We start from the raw sequence: 15,365 nt of genomic DNA, 5'->3' as shown, positions 1-15,365 counted from the left end.
GAACATGGGGGCCTTCATTGAGCCGACCCCGCGGTCAAGCCGCGGGCGGACGGATGTAGCAATCGCTCGGGGCCGGAGCAGATGGTGAGGGTCCGATGTCGTCCACGGGGGCCGGGCGACGACCATGTGGGCCGGGCGGCACATTAAGGCCATGGGATTCCGTTATGAATCCGTCCCATCCTTCTCCCGGCCGATAGGGGAACGGAGATACGTTGTCTACTGGGATCAAGCTCAACAACTGGTGCTTCGGCACGGATAGGGGAATATCGGTACTTTATCGCCGCGAATTTACCTGCTTTTCTGCGATTAAGGGAACGACGGGCCTTTCCTAGAGCGGTAGCCGTCCCCGCGCCGGGCCCCAACGCCGGCCGCAGCCCCGGCGCCCCGGCGCCTTCCCCCGGGCCCACCAGGCCCACGCCCCCACAATCCCGTCAAATCAGCCCTGCCTGGCGTTGCAAATTCATCGCGTGCATCAAGTTGGAGAAAATCTGAACCGTTGTGACAGCCCCGATACCACCTGGTGTGGGTGTGAATGCCTGCACGTGGGACGTTGCCTCCGCGTCCAAATCGCCCAGTACCTCGCCACTTTCAGTCTCTGAAATCCCGACATCTACGACGGTTAGTCTCTCGTGAACCATGTCCGCCTTGATGAGGCCGGGTATCCCTACGGCTACGAAGGCGATCTGGCTCGACCGCAGGTGTGACCGGACATCCTTTGTATGCTCGTGGCAGGCAGCCACAGTGGCGCCTTCGGCGATGAGCAGGTGGATTAGGGGGAGGCCAACGGTTTGTCCACAGCCCACGACCGTGACGTCTGCGCCCTGCAAAGTGTAGCCGTAGTGCTTCAAAAGCCGAATGCAGGCCAGGGGTGTCGCGGGATACAGTGCCGAATCCGGTGACGCTTGCGCGAATGAGTGGCACGGCGACAAGCCGTCAACGTCCTTCAGCGCGTGGATATGCCCGACCACCGCTTGCTTATCGATCCCGTCCGGCAACGGCAACTCCACCATAATCCCGTGCACTTGGCTGTCCGCGCTATAATTAGCAACCCGTCCCTGGAGGTCCGCGATATCGACGTCAGCCGGCAGCCGATCCACATCAAACTCGATGCCCAAACGCTGTGCCCACCGGGCCTTTTGGAACGCATATAATTCCGATGCCTTATCGTCGCCGACAAGCAACGTGACCATTTTCGGTTGAACTCCGGTCGACTTCCAATTTGAAACGGCTTGGCGAATGTCTGTTCTTAACGTTTGGGCGACAGGTGCGCCATCTAACTGGATCGACATTCCATCCATCCTCCCGATTTAGCAATGTCATACACAACAAACATGCCCAGATCGGCTCGCTTTGAATGCCAATGGATTCCCCATTAGGGGAAAAAATATAAACGACCGCCTGGGATGTGAATGCCCAGGCGGTCGACGTTGTCAGCTATGCTCCCTCGTGGTGCTCCACGTTTACCGCCAGTCACATAGCCGCTTTCTGCTGTTGTCTATCCTCCGTGACTATAACAACTAGACTCGTTTCGTGCAAGGCCTTTCCCAAGCCAATGAGTCCCAAGGAAGGAGAGTTCTGTGAACCTTAACAGATAGCCTCTACTAAGTCTGCGTCGGCTTCTGTAAAATGGGGCCTAAGAAATGGAGGCCACGCAGTGATGAATCCGATCAATCCTGCAACATCACGCATTCAAATCTCTGGAATCCGACAATTTTCCGATCTCGTCAGTCAATATCCCGACGCACTCTCACTCACAATCGGGCAACCGCATTTTCCCACACCCAGCCACATTAAGGAAGCTGCCATCAAGGCCATCCTGGATGGACAGACGACATATACGCCGAACCGCGGCCTGCCCGCGTTGCGAAAGGCCGCTGCAACCTACTACAGCCGCCTGTGCGGGCTATCCTATGACCCGCAAACGGAAATCCTTGTGACAGTAGGCGCTACGCACGCGCTGGACATTACCTTATCTGCACTCTTGGAACCTGGCGATGAGGTGCTTATTCCGGCACCCGCCTATCCAGGCTACGAACCTATTGTATGGCTCGCCGGCGCAACGCCAATCTATATCGATACACGGAAAGACGATTTCAAGTTAACGCCGGAACTCCTTCGTGAGAATGTGACGGGGCGGACGAAGGTGATCGTGATCGCGTCACCCGCGAACCCGACTGGTGTCGCATATTCTCCCGCCGAACTCGACGCGCTCGCGGAGGCCATCCGCGGGACCAAGGCCTACGTCGTGACCGACGAACTTTACACCGAGTTGCGGTTTGACGGCGTTCGTGACAGCTTGGCGACCCGGCCAGCCATGAGAGAGCGAACGGTTGTCATCCACGGTCTTTCAAAGTCCCACAGCATGACAGGCTGGCGGATCGGATTCACGTTCGCACCTGAGCAAATCACCGGCGCCATGGTCAAAATCCTCCAGTACAGCGTGTCATGCGCCAGTTCAGTCAGTCAATACGCAGCACTTGAGGCACTCACGAACGGATCGGACGACGCAGGGCCCATGCGCGATCACTACCGCAAAAACGCCGACCTAACCGTCGCCGCCTTCAGGGAGCTGGGACTGCCCATCGTGCCGCCCCAAGGCACGTTCTACGCCTTTCCGTCCATCGAACCTCTTGGACTGACATCGCAGACGTTCGCAAGACGATTGCTCGACGAAGGACGTGTTGCCGTTGTCCCCGGGGATGCCTTTAGCGCGATGGGCGAGGGGTATGTACGCCTCTCCTTTGCGTGCGAGGAAGAGAAACTGCGGGACGGGCTATCCAGAATCGCTGAGTTCGTACGATCCATCCGCAAGTGATTAACGCGGAGACCGACGCGTCTGGTTACCGCACGACATCCAGAGCGCGCCGGTAAACGCGGTCCGCGAAGTATCTCGTCAGCACGCGCAGCGCCACTTCGATACAACCTTCGCCTGGCAACATTTTGGCGTGGTGAAGACCATAGTTGGACTCGGCGCCCAGCCAGAACAAAAAGCCGGGGATATCGCGGAGAAAGTAGCCGAAATCCTCACCGGTCATGGCAGCGTCCACGCGGTTGACCGTTGCAAGGCCACTCTGTTCCACAAAGGACATGAAGTCTTCCGTTAGGCGTGCCTCGTTGTACACCTGGTGATAGTTGGCACCGTAATCCAGTTCGTAACGGCAGTCGAACATTTTCGCAGTGCCTTCCAACAGGGATTCGATCCGCCCCTTCACCAGTCCCATCGTCTGTGCCGAGAGGGTGCGTATCGTGCCTTCGATGCGCGAGCGCTCGGCGATGATGTTCTGTTTCGTGCCCGCTTCGAGGCGGCCGATGGTGACGACGGCGGAATCGAGCGGATCGACATTGCGTGCGACGATACTCTGGACCGCCGTAATGAAATGCGCACCCGCTACCACCATGTCGTTTGCACGGTGGGGGTATGCGGCGTGGCCGCCGAGGCCGATGAGATCGATAAACAGTTCTGACGTGTTGGCGAACAGGATGCCGGGACGAATGCCTATTTCGCCGACGGGCAACTCCGGTTGCACGTGAAGTGCAAAAATCATGTCCGGACGCACGGCTTCGAACGCCTCGCTCGCCATCATGGGCAGCGCACCGCCAGGTCCCTCCTCGGCGGGCTGAAAGAGGATGACCATGTCATCGACAGGTTGGTTTTCCGCGAAGTAGCGGGTGAGTCCCAATGCGATGGTCATATGGACGTCGTGCCCACAAGCGTGCATCATCCCATCGTGACGAGACGCGAATGGGACACCTGTCTCCTCGCGAACTGGGAGCCCGTCCATGTCCGTGCGCCAGCCAACGCGGGCCTGGGGCGCGGAACCCTTGAGGTGGACGATGATGCCTGGCTTCCACGTCGTTACGGACATATGCGACTGGGGAAGTTTCGCGAGAAACTCCAGGAGGAATGCCTGTGTTTTGTGCTCTGCAAATCCGAGCTCCGGAATTTGGTGCAAGGCTTGTCTGACGCGCAACAGACCCTCGGTCATAGTCGACGCAGTTCCTGCTTGATTTCGATTTTGGACTTGTCCACGTCACTGATTTGCTTGATCACACGCGCCGGTACACCAGCTACAACCGTCTGAGCTGGGACGTCTTCAATGACGATGGCACCCGCTGCAACCACTGCGCCCTTGCCAACGCGAACACCTTCCAAAATAACCGCGTTGGCGCCGACAAGTACGTCGTCTTCGATGATGACCGGCTTTGCGGAGGGTGGTTCAATGACACCCGCCAGAACAGCGCCTGCGCCGATGTGGCAGTTCGTACCCACCGTTGCTCTGCCGCCGAGAATAGCGCCCATATCGATCATCGTCCCCGCACCCACTTCAGCACCGATGTTAATGACGGCACCCATCATAATGACGGCACCGTCACCGATGGTCACTCGATCACGGATGATAGCACCTGGCTCGATGCGCGCTTTGATGTTTTTGGTGTCGAGCAGGGGAATGGCGGAATTTCGACGATCCGTCTCGACGACATAGTCCTCAATTGCAGATTCGTTTGCTTTAAGGAAATTTTCCACAACTTCCCACTCACCGAACAGGACACCGGTGGAATGTTCGACAAATGACTGGATGTCGGACGGGATCGTCAGATCATGAAGCTTGCCCTTGATGTACACCTTAACAGGGGTACGCTTCTTGCTTTCGGAGATAAACTGGATAATTTCTTCTGCACTGTTCATGACTTGTCTCCTTCAGTGAAAAACGTCTTTTCCCCATCATACCGAAGCGTTTCAACCAAGCAAGGGGGTCGTGGTATGATACTTGATGTAAAGGAGGAAAATCCCGATGAGTGTACATATTGGAGCCGTTGAGGGCGCTGTTGCAGAGCGGATCCTCTTGCCCGGCGATCCACTTCGCGCAAAATACATTGCGCAAACGTACTTAGAAAACCCTGTATGTTATAACGAAGTTCGCGGCATGCTCGGATATACAGGAACATATAAAGGTGTTCCAGTGTCCGTGCAAGGGACGGGCATGGGTGTGCCGTCCATTGCCATCTACACGCAGGAACTCATGCAGTCGTATGGCGTGAAGACCCTCATTCGTGTCGGTACGTGCGGAGCTATCCAAAAGGACATCAAGGTTCGCGACGTGATTCTCGGAATGAGTGCGTCAACGGATTCCAGCATCAACCGATCCCGCTTTGGGCAGATCGACTATGCTCCGACGGCCAGCTTCGACTTACTCTACCGGGCTTATCAGGTGGCGAAAGATCGCAACGCTGAGGTCAAGGTGGGGAATGTCTTTACGACAGATTTGTTCTACAACGAAGGCATCGCTGATTTAGAGCAGTGGGCGAACTTCGGAATTCTCGCACTCGAGATGGAAAGCGCGGCACTCTTCACATTGGCAGCTCAATTTGACGCCAAAGCACTATCCATTCTGACCGTCAGCGACCACATTTTAACTGGGGAAGCGACCACGGCGGAAGAGCGCCAGACGACTTTCCATGAAATGATGGAGATTGCGCTGGAGACCGTGATCGCGGAGTAATAAAAGGCGTCCTGTACAGAACAACGTTGCGCCATCTCTGGAATTTATGATTCCAGACCGCGCGTTCTGGAGAACTCAGTCAAGAACTGACTGACACGGGTGGTAAGCAAGGCGATGGCAATTTCGTTTTCTCCCCCTTCGGGGATGATTAGGTCGGCAAACCGTTTGGACGGTTCGATGAAGGCATCGTGCATGGGCTTCACCGTCGTCAGGTACTGCTCGTAAACCGATTCGATGGTCCGCCCGCGGTCTTCGATATCGCGACGAATTCGGCGAAGTACGCGCACGTCGGGATCGGTGTCGACGAATACCTTGATATCGAGAAGTTTGCGCAACTCGGCGTCCACTAGGACGTGAATTCCTTCTAGAATAACGACCGGGCGAACGGCGACGTGAATCGTATGATTGCTTCGGCCGTGTTTTTTAAAATCATATATTGGCATTTCCACGGAGCGGCCGTTCTGGAGGTCCCGTAAGTGATTGCGGAGTAAATCGTTGTCGAAGGAATCTGGGTGATCGTAATTTAACTGCTCGCGACGGGAAAAAGGAAGCTCTGGATGGTCATGATAATAGGCGTCCTGTGAAATCAACGTTACGTGATCCGGCCCGAGTTGTTCCAAAATCGCTTTCGCGACCGTGGTTTTCCCGGAACCCGTACCACCTGCTATGCCAATGGTCAACATTTGTGTTTGGACAACTCCTTTTTGCAACGTCACGCAGTATACCGAAAACAGGCACGTCAGACAAGCTGTAGAACTTGGTTAGAAGCATATTAGAAAGGGTGGAGAGACAGATGAAAATTGGACTGATTGGGCTAGGCAAAATGGGATACAACCTCGCACTGAATATGATGGACCACAAACACGAGGTTGTTGCGTTCGATCTCGATAAAAAAGCCGTGGAACGCCTCGAAAACGAAGGGGCAATCGGGGCAAGTTCTATCTCTGACATGCTCAGCAAGCTGGATTCACCGAAAATCGTGTGGCTCATGGTGCCCCATGGGAAGCCCGTTTCGAACTTAATTGATCAAATCAGGCCAGAGTTGTCCAAGGGCGACATCATTATCGAAGCCGGTAACTCGATGTATAAAGACAGTATCGAACACGCTGCAGAGCTGTCCACGGACGGCATCTATTTCTTCGACGTTGGGACATCCGGCGGCATGGAAGGTGCCCGGCACGGGGCTTGTTATATGATCGGCGGCGATCCGGACGTGTTCAAGACCATTGAACCGATTTTCCGCGACACAGCCGTTCCGAACGGCTATGTGTACACTGGACGCGCTGGCAGTGGGCACTTTGCTAAAATGGTACACAACGGTGTCGAGTACGGCATGATGGCTGCCATCGGTGAAGGTTTCGAAGTGCTGGAGAAGAGCCCATTTGATTATGATTTCGCGGAGATCGCCCGTTGTTGGTCGAACGGCTCAGTGATTCGCGGTTGGCTCATGGAGCTCACGGAAGCAGCATTCCGTGCGGATCCGCGCCTTGAGCAGATCAAGGGTGTCATCCACTCTTCTGGTGAAGGGCAATGGACTGTTCAAGAAGCCCTGGATTTGCGCGCAGCAACTCCGATTATTGCCCTGTCGCTTCTCATGCGTTACCGTTCGGAAGAGACAGACACATTCAACGGCAAGGTTCAGGCCGCCCTTCGCAACCAATTTGGTGGGCACGCCGTCGAGAAGGCGTAACGATTTCTCGGTTAAACATTTGCATCGCGTACGCAAAGGGGACTGAACATGAAAAAACGGGTGAAAATCCATGACGTTGCCGAACGCGCTGGTGTTTCCATCACAACCGTCTCACGCTACCTCAACGAACGATATGAGGCCATGAGCGACGCGACGCGGCAACGGATTGCATCCGTCATCGAGGAGCTCGGGTACCGTCCGAATGTCCTGGCACAAGGCCTAAAAGGCAACCGGACCCGCAGTATCGCAGCCATCGTAGTCAACATGGGCTATCCCTTCTGCGTAGGCCTCATTCGTTCACTCAACCGCGTTTTGTCGCCAGCCGGGTACAATTTGTTTGTGTGCGAGACGGGCGGGGATAGAATGCGTGAACGCGACATGATCGAGTCCGTACAAGCTCAGGGTGTGGACGGTATGGTCCTCCAGACAGGTGGACAAAACAATGACTTACTCGCCGACATTGCGAAGGTGATGCCGGTCATTTTTGTGGACAGGTACTTTGATCTACCGAATGTGACCAATGTCATTACAAATAATTTGGATGCGTCCCGGCAAATGACGGATTACCTATACCGGTCCGGGTACAAACGGATTTTGTATGTGACGGAGGCAGAAGCGGGTATCAATACTCGAAAGGATCGCCTTGCGGGGTATATCGAGGCATCGGGAGAAGCCGGTGTGTCGCCTTGGGTGATCAAGGTCGACAGAGGCGACCAGGCGACCTTCAAGGACGCCGCAGAAGCCCTGGCAACTCCAGATCTGCCATGGCCACGGGCCGTATACACGGCAAATGGCCTCCTGATGATGCAATTATATCGGTACGTGCGAGAGAAAGGCTTTGAGGTCCCGACTGAGCTTGGACTGGCCACGTTTGACGAGCCCGACTGGGCAGGACTGGTTGCGCCAACCCTCACGTGTGTTCGTCAGCCTATTGACGAAATGGGGGAGTGGACCGGACGGCAGCTTCTCGCGCATCTGAGTAAGCACCTTGAACCGACCGGTCAATCAAGGCTCGAAGTCATTGAGTCCGGGTTAGTCATTGGCGGATCGACGGCCCATATTACTCAGAACGTCTCAGGATCCGCATCAAGCAACTTCTGACAAAGTGTTTGATAACGAGAAAACTTCTTCAGCAAATATTGCTGTTCCGTGACATTCGGGTGGGTTATGTCATCGCGTGTGTCGGCTGATCGGATAGGCTCCAATCCTGCAGCCGCGTTTGCCATCATGACAGCTCCGAGTGTTGCTCCGTCTACTTCCTCTTGACCGTATATGTCTATTCCAAACAGGTCCGCCGTGAACTGCCGAACCCACGCTTGTTGGAACAGTTTCCCGGACGCAATAATCTTCTTTGGTTCGCCCAACTGCTTCATCAGTCTCTGTGCGATCCAATACGCATTAAAAAGGATGCCCTCAATGGCTGCCCGCATTAGATGAGCCTGCTCATGCTCCGCATGCAGTCCCACGAACGACGCTGTCGCGCTCTCATCCCACAGCGGGGCACGCTCGCCAGATACATAAGGAATACACATTAAATTTCCCACATCTACCCGGCCTGCTACCTCACACAGAGCCGGAAACCGTCTCTCGAAGTCCTCGCCGCTTTCCGTGAACACATTCCGGTACAGCCAATCGAGTACAACCCCACCGCTGTTACTGGGCCCGCCGACAATATAGTGATCGCTGTCCACGACATAACAAAAGTACCGTGTATCCGCGTCTGTCGTGGGTTGATGGAATCCCGTTCGCAGCGCGAGGCTCGTTCCAATTGTCAAGACCATCGTGTCTCGCTCAATCGCATTCGCTGCGAGACTCGCCAACACACCATCCGACGCTCCAATACAAAACGGCACGCTTGGTTCGATCCCCATTTCCGCGAACCGTTTCTCCGTCGGATTCGTGCGCGTGTAGTTCGTAGCAACGGGTTTGGACAGTTGGTCTGCGCGGATGCCTGCGTAGGACAAAGCAGGTTCATACCAGTCACCCGTTGAAAGCTCGTACAGGCCTGTGGCACTGGCCATTGCCTCATCGATCTCCCACTCACCAAACCACCTAAACCACACGTACTCCTTAATCGACGCGTAACGGCGGGTCTGCTCGAAAGCCGCTGGATGATGCTTGCGAAACCACGCGATTTTCGTCACAGGGGCCATGGCGTGGATCGGCGTCCCTGTGTGTTCGTATATATCCTTGCCCAGTTCGTTCGACCAAAGTGCCTGTGCCTCCTCGTGGGAGCGAGCGTCCAGCCACGTCATGGCGGGGAACAGGGGGGTGTTGTCCGAAGCTATCGGGATCAGGCTGTGCATGGCCGCACTGAAGCCAATAGCCGCGATCCGATATCCTTTTTTTCGCGTGTCTTCGCAAACCTCGGCCAGGGCTTTCATGACTGACTCGTATATCGCTTTCGGGTCCTGAATCGCCTTGCCGTTTCCATCGCGATCCGTCTCCACCAACATCGATCGACTACTGAGTTGGGACGCGTCCGCGAGATATGCCACTGCCTTGAGTGACGTCGTGCCAATATCCAATGCAATTGTGCAGGTTTTGTTCGTCATTTCTCCACACCTCAGAAATACTGAAGGTCGCCGGTAGGCCGGCGACCAGTGTCGGAATTCAATCCGCTTTGTCTCTGTTAAGATATGAAACTCCCCAGCGAATTAACTCTGATGGGCTTCTGTATGCGTATTATCGTACCGTTCATATGGCGATTCAATCGGCTCGATTTTACCGAGCATGAACACGTAAAACAAAATACCTAGTATGAGCACCACGCCTGCGACCACGAACGACCCTGTAAACGATCCCGTCGCCTGCACCACAAACCCGGTCACAATCGGTGCAACGATACTCATTAAGTTGTTTACAAAGTTCATGATACTACCCACAAGGCCGACTGTCCCTTTTGGCGCGATGAGCGAAGGGATACTCCAGCCAACTGGTGCGGAAAACGCGAGGCCACCGAGCGCTACGGCAATCCATATGACAGCCACGTTCGGGTTCTTCGTAAACGCGGCCGGAATAACGGCCAAGCCAAGAATCATACCAATGACGAGTACAGTCTTGCGAACGCGGGTGGAGTCATGGCCTTTCTTGATCAAACGGTCAACGAGCCAACCACCGATGAGCAAGTCCGTAATCGTGGCAACCAACCACGGTCCTGCCGTATACCAACCTGATTTCAGAATGGTCATATGCATTTGTTTTTCAAGGTAACCAGGCAACCACGTCAAGAACAGATAAAACGAATAGCCGTACGCGGCAAACCCCAACGTCAAACCCCAAACTTTGCGTTGACGAAGGACAAATGCCAGGTTGTGACCTACGCCGCCAGGTGCTTCACCGACTTCTTGCGCGCCACCTTCACGCAGTAACTCCGCTTCCTCTTTGGACAGTTTTGCGTCTTTTGGATCGCGGTAAAACGCCCAGTATAGGATGAAGAAGAGAATGCTAACGATGCCTGTGAACCAGAAGCCGCCTTTCCAGCCCCAAACGGTCACCGTCCATGCGATAAGCGGCGTACCAATGACGTTGGAAAACTTAGCAGCTCCGTCGAACAGAGAGGTTGCCAAACCGCGTTCGCGAATCGGGAACCAGTAACCCGTTGCTTTCGACGCTGCAGGGAACGCAGGTGCCTCGGCTGCACCGAGGATGACACGGGACAGAATGATGAGTCCCATACCACTGACAATTGCCGTCATGAACGTAGCCAGCGACCAAATGAGTGTCCCGATGCGAACGAGCCACTTGACGCCGATTTTATCAAGCAATATCCCAATAGGAATCTGGAATGCAGCGTAAGACCAACCAAACGACGATAGAATGATACCCATTTGTCCAGGCGTGAGATGGTACAAATGAGACAGCGGGCCCTGGGCGACAGATAAGTTCGTTCTGTCAAAATAGTTGATGAGGATGCCAAGGCCGATAAGTAGACCGATGCCCCAACGTTTCACAGTATTTCCCCCTTAAAGAAGCAGCAATATGTACCCTGTCGCGACCAATCCACGTTATTGTTCCCCAACCTGGCAGCGAAACTCAGAGAACATCGGAAAGCGTTTGCGATTCGGGCAAAAATAAAAACAGAAGGAGTATAACGTTATGCGAAAACGTTTTACGAAAACGTTATGCTAGAGATAGTACAATATAACGCTTTCATTGTGAAGAGGGAAGTTTGTGGTAGGAACGCGAGATGGAATCGTACGGTGGTTGGGGTGGTGCTTGTGGGAATGTGGGTGGTCGGACTGGGTGCGTGGATGGATTGCGGATGGCACGGGAAGCGACTTTTGTTCCCGTGTTGCTCCGTAGTGTGCCGGTGGGTAGAGATCAAGGGAAGTAGGCCCTCTTGTTTCGCTGGCCCGTCGTGATCGGGCCGCTTACGGGCGTCGATGGGGTAACATAGCGGAACCTGAGTCTGTTGTTCGTGCCGGCTTGGGTCGGAGCGGACGATCAAGGGAGTATTGGTCGCTTAATCCGTCGGCCCGTCGTGATCGGGCCGCTTACGGGCGTCGATGGGCTAGCATAGCGGAATCTGAGTCTGTTGTTCGTGCCGGCTTGGGTCGGAGCGGACGATCAAGGGAGTATTAGTCACCTAATTTGCCATCACGTCGCGATCGCGCCTCTTTCACGCATCGACGCGGCATCACGGAGCCTTCATACCAAACGCGCCCCCCACGTGCGCGGTCCCCGCGGCCCAAATTGCCGCGGGGGCAGGTCCTCACTGATGGCGCGCCATGAACGACTCAATATCGTTGACCGTTTTAAGAATGTCGGAGGAGAGGTTCTCCGGGCCGTTTGCCGTCACAAGGACATCGTCCTCGATGCGAATGCCTATGCCTTCTTCCGCGATATAGAGGCCGGGTTCGATGGTTAGAACCGTACCGACTTCGATGGGCCAGTCGAATTCCCGACCGCCGACGTCGTGTGTGTCCAAACCAAGTGGGTGGCTGACGCTGTGGTAGTAGTACTTCGATACTTCCTCGTCGGTTTGGATCAGGCCGATCCGCTTCAGTTCACGAGCGAACGTCGCCTTTGTGACGTCGTTCACTTCTGGATATGTCATACCCGGCTTCAGGGCCGCGATGGTTTCGTCCATGGCGAGCAGGACAATTTCGTAAATTTCCTTCTGTCGCGCCGTGAACTTGCCATTGATTGGGAACGTGCGCGAAATGTCGGCCGAGTAGTGGCTGTAGGCTGCACCTAAGTCACAGAGGAGGAGGTCGCCGTCTGCGACGGTTTGGTCATTTTCTTCGTAGTGAAGCACGGTGGCCCGTGGACCGCCGGCGATGATCGACGGGAAAGCGTGCTCTTTGACGCCGCTGGACTTGAGGACGAAGTCAAAGTGCGCCTCTGCTTCATATTCCTTTTGGTTCGGGCGTGCATGGGCCATCATGTTTTCGATCCCGGCCTTCGTAATCCGAATCGCTTCTCGGATGGCGCTCACTTCGTAGTCGTCCTTGATGCTGCGCAAACGGCAAATCTCGTTGTAGATATTGCGAATTTGCAAGCCCGGATACCGCTTCTGGACATCGGCAGCGAAGTGATGTGCATGTGTTGGGTTTTGGTCCCATCCGGATTGCTCCATGTCCAGGTAGAGGGTGGTCAGGCCGGCGTCGACGAGTTGGCGGCCGATGGTGTCGTTGAGATCGCGGATGTCTTTAATTGTCTCGATGCCGGAGATATTTCGGGCCTCAGCAGGGCGGAGTCGTGTGCCTGTCCATTTTTCCTGTTCGGGATCGACGATTTCAATGAACGCTGTCACGTCGATTTGACCGCTTCGTTTGGTGAGGACGATGGCCATGTTTTGGCGATCAATCCCCGTAAGGTAGTAGAAGTTTCGATTCACATGGAAGTGGTGTTGGCTGTCGCGGGACTTGTGCGGTGCAGTGCCCGAGAATAGCACGACAAACGAGTTGTCGTCGATGCGGCTGGCGAGTTTATCTCGCCGTGAATGAAACAGGGTAGAGTCAAACATAGGAACACTCCTTTATCGTGTCTTTGGGCGAAAATCGACCAATCCCTTGTCCATTGCGCGGATAAGTGCTTCCGCGGACGCCATGTTGGTCGCGACCGCCACGTTATGTACATCGCAGATGCGCAGCAGTGCGCTGATGTCGGGATCGTGTGGTTGGGCGGTGAGGGGATCACGCAAGAAAATGACCAGGTCCATTTCATTGTTTGCGACCATGGCCCCAATCTGTTGGTCACCACCATAAGGTCCCGATTGGAAACGATGAATGGAGAGACCCGTGGCCTCCGAGATGCGAAGCCCGGTGGTTCCAGTGGCGAACAAGTTAGCTTTTTTCAATATGTTTTGATAAGCGATTGCCAAGTTGACGATGTCGTCTTTCTTATTGTCGTGTGCGATGAGTGCGACATTCATCAGACATGCCCCCTTTGCGGACAAAACGTGCTTTACTCAGTGTAACGCAAAGGGGGCTATGAAGGACAGATGGTGAGATGACATTTCACAAGTGGACCAAATTATCCCACATCGGTGCGGAGTGCTTCCGAGAGAACTTCGAGACTCAGCAGGGGCAATACTCGTGTCGTGTATTCCACGTCCAACCGTTCCGTCCACTGGTGCGCGTCCTTCCCAAACGGCCCCAGGTTGCACACCGGGATAGCGAGATCCGCCATGGTCTGCAGCGGCAGGGAATAACCGTTTCCCCACACGGGCATTTCCCGTGCAATAGCCGCAAAGTCCGTTCCGAGGCCGTACCCTGTGTAACTGAGATCGCACAGCCCAGGGAACGCTGTTCGGTGTTCAAGGTCGAGTCCAAATGTTTCGGAGGCTCGCTTTTGGGCCTGATGGATGCAGCGCTGGACGAGCGGATCGTCCGCGGCATCCACTGCAGGATAGACGGGTGGCGCCAAAAAGAGTACCACCTGTGCCTGTGCCGCCGTGCGATGGCTCAAAGCGATGCGGCGGACGGCGTCGAGGGTGCCCAGCATGAGATTGTCGGGATCGACACGAAGTGCTGAGTGCGTAGATGTGCGCATGAGCTCTGACAGCCAGACTACAGGGATGTGATCCGTATGTTTTGGCGTGGGCATGCCAGCTTGTCGAGCGCGATCCGCCGTCCAATCTCGCAACCGACCCATGGCCTCTTGGCATATGGCGCCAAGTGAACTGAGCACTTGACTAGGCGATTTCCGGAAAAAGGGGACGTGGAAAAAGGCTGCGGCCATGTGGGGCGACTGCACCGAGTAGGTTTCTTGTAAATCGCGGAGCCAGAGACACGTGAGGGGGACGATGCCACCACTGTCCGTCCGCTCACTCAGGTCCGGGTTCGCCTCCAATGTTTGTGCTAGATGGGTTACCATTTGCACAGCGCTGACGCCCGAGAACGGGATGCCCACGTGACCTGGAATGCCGATTGCCAGTGCACCGAGCAGCATTTTCCCGAACGATCCCGAGTAAACATGCCAACCCGTGCGTTCATTCGATCCGACGAATGAAGGCTCTGTGTTGAGACACAATGCATATTCCAGTCCGTACGTCTCCTGCCATCGGCGCAACAGTTCCGTCGCCGCCAACATGCCCCGTGAATGGGATTCCTCATCGGGCACGGCTAGGAACACAAGGTTTCCCGCTGCACCTTCACGGCACGCCTTTTCAAATAGCACAAGGTTGAGTGCAAGCCCTGCTTTCATATCCATGACCCCGCGGCCGAACCACCATTCTCCACGCTGGAGATCAAAACTGGCTTCTGCTGGCAGATCGACTTCGCCGCTGCGCAATCGGTGCGTCCAATTTGGGATGTCGAACGCCTCTTGGTGATACGGCCCGAAGTCGTCGACAGAAACGACATCGGTGTGGGCCAACATGACGACTGTGCGCTTGCAACCCGGCTTCAAATAGAGCGCAGCCACGCCAGCTTGCAGCGTGTCCGGAGCGACGAACTGCTCCACAACGAGGGAACTGGGCGTCGGGCTCGCAAGTCCTCGGAGCCTGTCCGCCAAATATTTCGACACTTCATTTTCGGGCGCAGTACCAGTGATGCTTGGAATCCGTGCAAGGAGCTGAATGGCATCGCGGAGTCCGGCTTCATCTTGAGGGGACCACGTCATGTTTGATTCGAATGTCATGCCGTCACCTTCTCTCTTCCGCTTTCTATCTCCAGCCTAACGTTTTTTTCACTGGTACTTCAATTGGTTTCCCATGTCAAAAGTGT

13 protein-coding genes and 1 riboswitch are annotated in these 15,365 nt (G+C 55.1%); of the genes, 4 read left to right on the top strand and 9 right to left on the bottom strand.

Annotated features, from left to right (window positions below; translation table 11 throughout):
• Nucleotides 1-431: 431 nt before the first annotated feature.
• A complete protein-coding gene (locus NZD86_RS22595; RefSeq protein WP_268044321.1) occupies nucleotides 432-1,289 on the bottom strand; it encodes a bifunctional 5,10-methylenetetrahydrofolate dehydrogenase/5,10-methenyltetrahydrofolate cyclohydrolase in 858 nt (285 codons plus the stop codon).
• A gap of 115 nt (nucleotides 1,290-1,404) precedes the next feature.
• A riboswitch (ZMP/ZTP riboswitch) is annotated at nucleotides 1,405-1,484 on the bottom strand.
• Between the two features lie 173 nt (nucleotides 1,485-1,657).
• On the opposite strand from NZD86_RS22595, the gene NZD86_RS22590 reads away from it, so the two are divergent.
• A complete protein-coding gene (locus tag NZD86_RS22590) occupies nucleotides 1,658-2,815 on the top strand; it encodes an aminotransferase class I/II-fold pyridoxal phosphate-dependent enzyme (protein ID WP_268047012.1) in 1,158 nt (385 codons plus the stop codon).
• A gap of 25 nt (nucleotides 2,816-2,840) precedes the next feature.
• Here NZD86_RS22590 and NZD86_RS22585 read toward each other — a convergent pair whose 3' ends face one another.
• Both NZD86_RS22585 and dapD read right to left on the bottom strand, forming a co-directional pair.
• Nucleotides 2,841-3,986 carry an N-acetyldiaminopimelate deacetylase gene (locus NZD86_RS22585; protein WP_268044320.1) on the bottom strand — a complete coding sequence of 382 codons (1,146 nt, stop codon included), beginning with the start codon at nucleotides 3,984-3,986 and terminating at the stop codon, nucleotides 2,841-2,843.
• Complete coding sequence (dapD, locus tag NZD86_RS22580) at nucleotides 3,983-4,687, bottom strand: 2,3,4,5-tetrahydropyridine-2,6-dicarboxylate N-acetyltransferase (protein WP_268044319.1); 705 nt, start codon at nucleotides 4,685-4,687, stop codon at nucleotides 3,983-3,985. The genes NZD86_RS22585 and dapD overlap by 4 nt, the downstream gene beginning before the upstream one ends.
• Nucleotides 4,688-4,793: 106 nt before the next feature.
• Here dapD and deoD point away from each other — a divergent pair, with 106 nt between their 5' ends.
• Complete coding sequence (gene deoD, locus NZD86_RS22575) at nucleotides 4,794-5,501, top strand: purine-nucleoside phosphorylase (protein ID WP_268044318.1); 708 nt, start codon at nucleotides 4,794-4,796, stop codon at nucleotides 5,499-5,501.
• 44 nt (nucleotides 5,502-5,545) lie between these two features.
• On the opposite strand, the gene udk is transcribed toward deoD, so the two are convergent.
• Nucleotides 5,546-6,184, bottom strand: a complete 639-nt coding sequence (gene udk, locus NZD86_RS22570; RefSeq protein WP_268047010.1) for a uridine kinase — start codon at nucleotides 6,182-6,184, stop codon at nucleotides 5,546-5,548.
• A 110-nt stretch (nucleotides 6,185-6,294) separates the two neighbouring features.
• Between udk and gnd the strand changes: the two genes are divergently transcribed.
• Together gnd and NZD86_RS22560 are read left to right on the top strand one after the other, a co-directional pair.
• Complete coding sequence (gnd, locus tag NZD86_RS22565; RefSeq protein ID WP_268044317.1) at nucleotides 6,295-7,191, top strand: phosphogluconate dehydrogenase (NAD(+)-dependent, decarboxylating); 897 nt, start codon at nucleotides 6,295-6,297, stop codon at nucleotides 7,189-7,191.
• 48 nt (nucleotides 7,192-7,239) lie between these two features.
• Nucleotides 7,240-8,292, top strand: coding sequence for a LacI family DNA-binding transcriptional regulator (locus NZD86_RS22560; protein WP_268044316.1), 1,053 nt, complete (start codon nucleotides 7,240-7,242; stop codon nucleotides 8,290-8,292).
• On the opposite strand, the gene NZD86_RS22555 is transcribed toward NZD86_RS22560, so the two are convergent.
• From NZD86_RS22555 to NZD86_RS22535, 5 genes are all read right to left on the bottom strand, one after another.
• Nucleotides 8,256-9,746, bottom strand: a complete 1,491-nt coding sequence (locus NZD86_RS22555) for a gluconokinase (protein ID WP_268044315.1) — start codon at nucleotides 9,744-9,746, stop codon at nucleotides 8,256-8,258. The two genes, NZD86_RS22560 and NZD86_RS22555, sit on opposite strands and share 37 nt — an antisense overlap.
• Nucleotides 9,747-9,848: 102 nt before the next feature.
• Complete coding sequence (locus tag NZD86_RS22550; protein WP_268044314.1) at nucleotides 9,849-11,144, bottom strand: MFS transporter; 1,296 nt, start codon at nucleotides 11,142-11,144, stop codon at nucleotides 9,849-9,851.
• Nucleotides 11,145-11,905: 761 nt separating this feature from the next.
• A complete protein-coding gene (locus tag NZD86_RS22545) occupies nucleotides 11,906-13,162 on the bottom strand; it encodes an aminopeptidase P family protein (RefSeq protein ID WP_268044313.1) in 1,257 nt (418 codons plus the stop codon).
• Nucleotides 13,163-13,174: 12 nt separating this feature from the next.
• Entirely contained in the window at nucleotides 13,175-13,570 is a 396-nt protein-coding gene (locus NZD86_RS22540) for a methylglyoxal synthase (RefSeq protein WP_268044312.1), read from the bottom strand.
• 101 nt (nucleotides 13,571-13,671) lie between these two features.
• Nucleotides 13,672-15,279: a M20/M25/M40 family metallo-hydrolase gene (locus NZD86_RS22535; protein ID WP_268044311.1), complete on the bottom strand. Its 1,608-nt coding sequence runs from the start codon at nucleotides 15,277-15,279 to the stop codon at nucleotides 13,672-13,674.
• Nucleotides 15,280-15,365 lie beyond the last annotated feature (86 nt).

Origin of the sequence: Alicyclobacillus dauci, from assembly GCF_026651605.1 — a bacterium.
Classification (GTDB): Bacteria; Bacillota; Bacilli; order Alicyclobacillales; family Alicyclobacillaceae; genus Alicyclobacillus; species Alicyclobacillus dauci.
The sequence above is the reverse complement of the archived record's forward strand: the minus strand, read 5'-3'. Positions and strand labels throughout refer to the sequence as shown.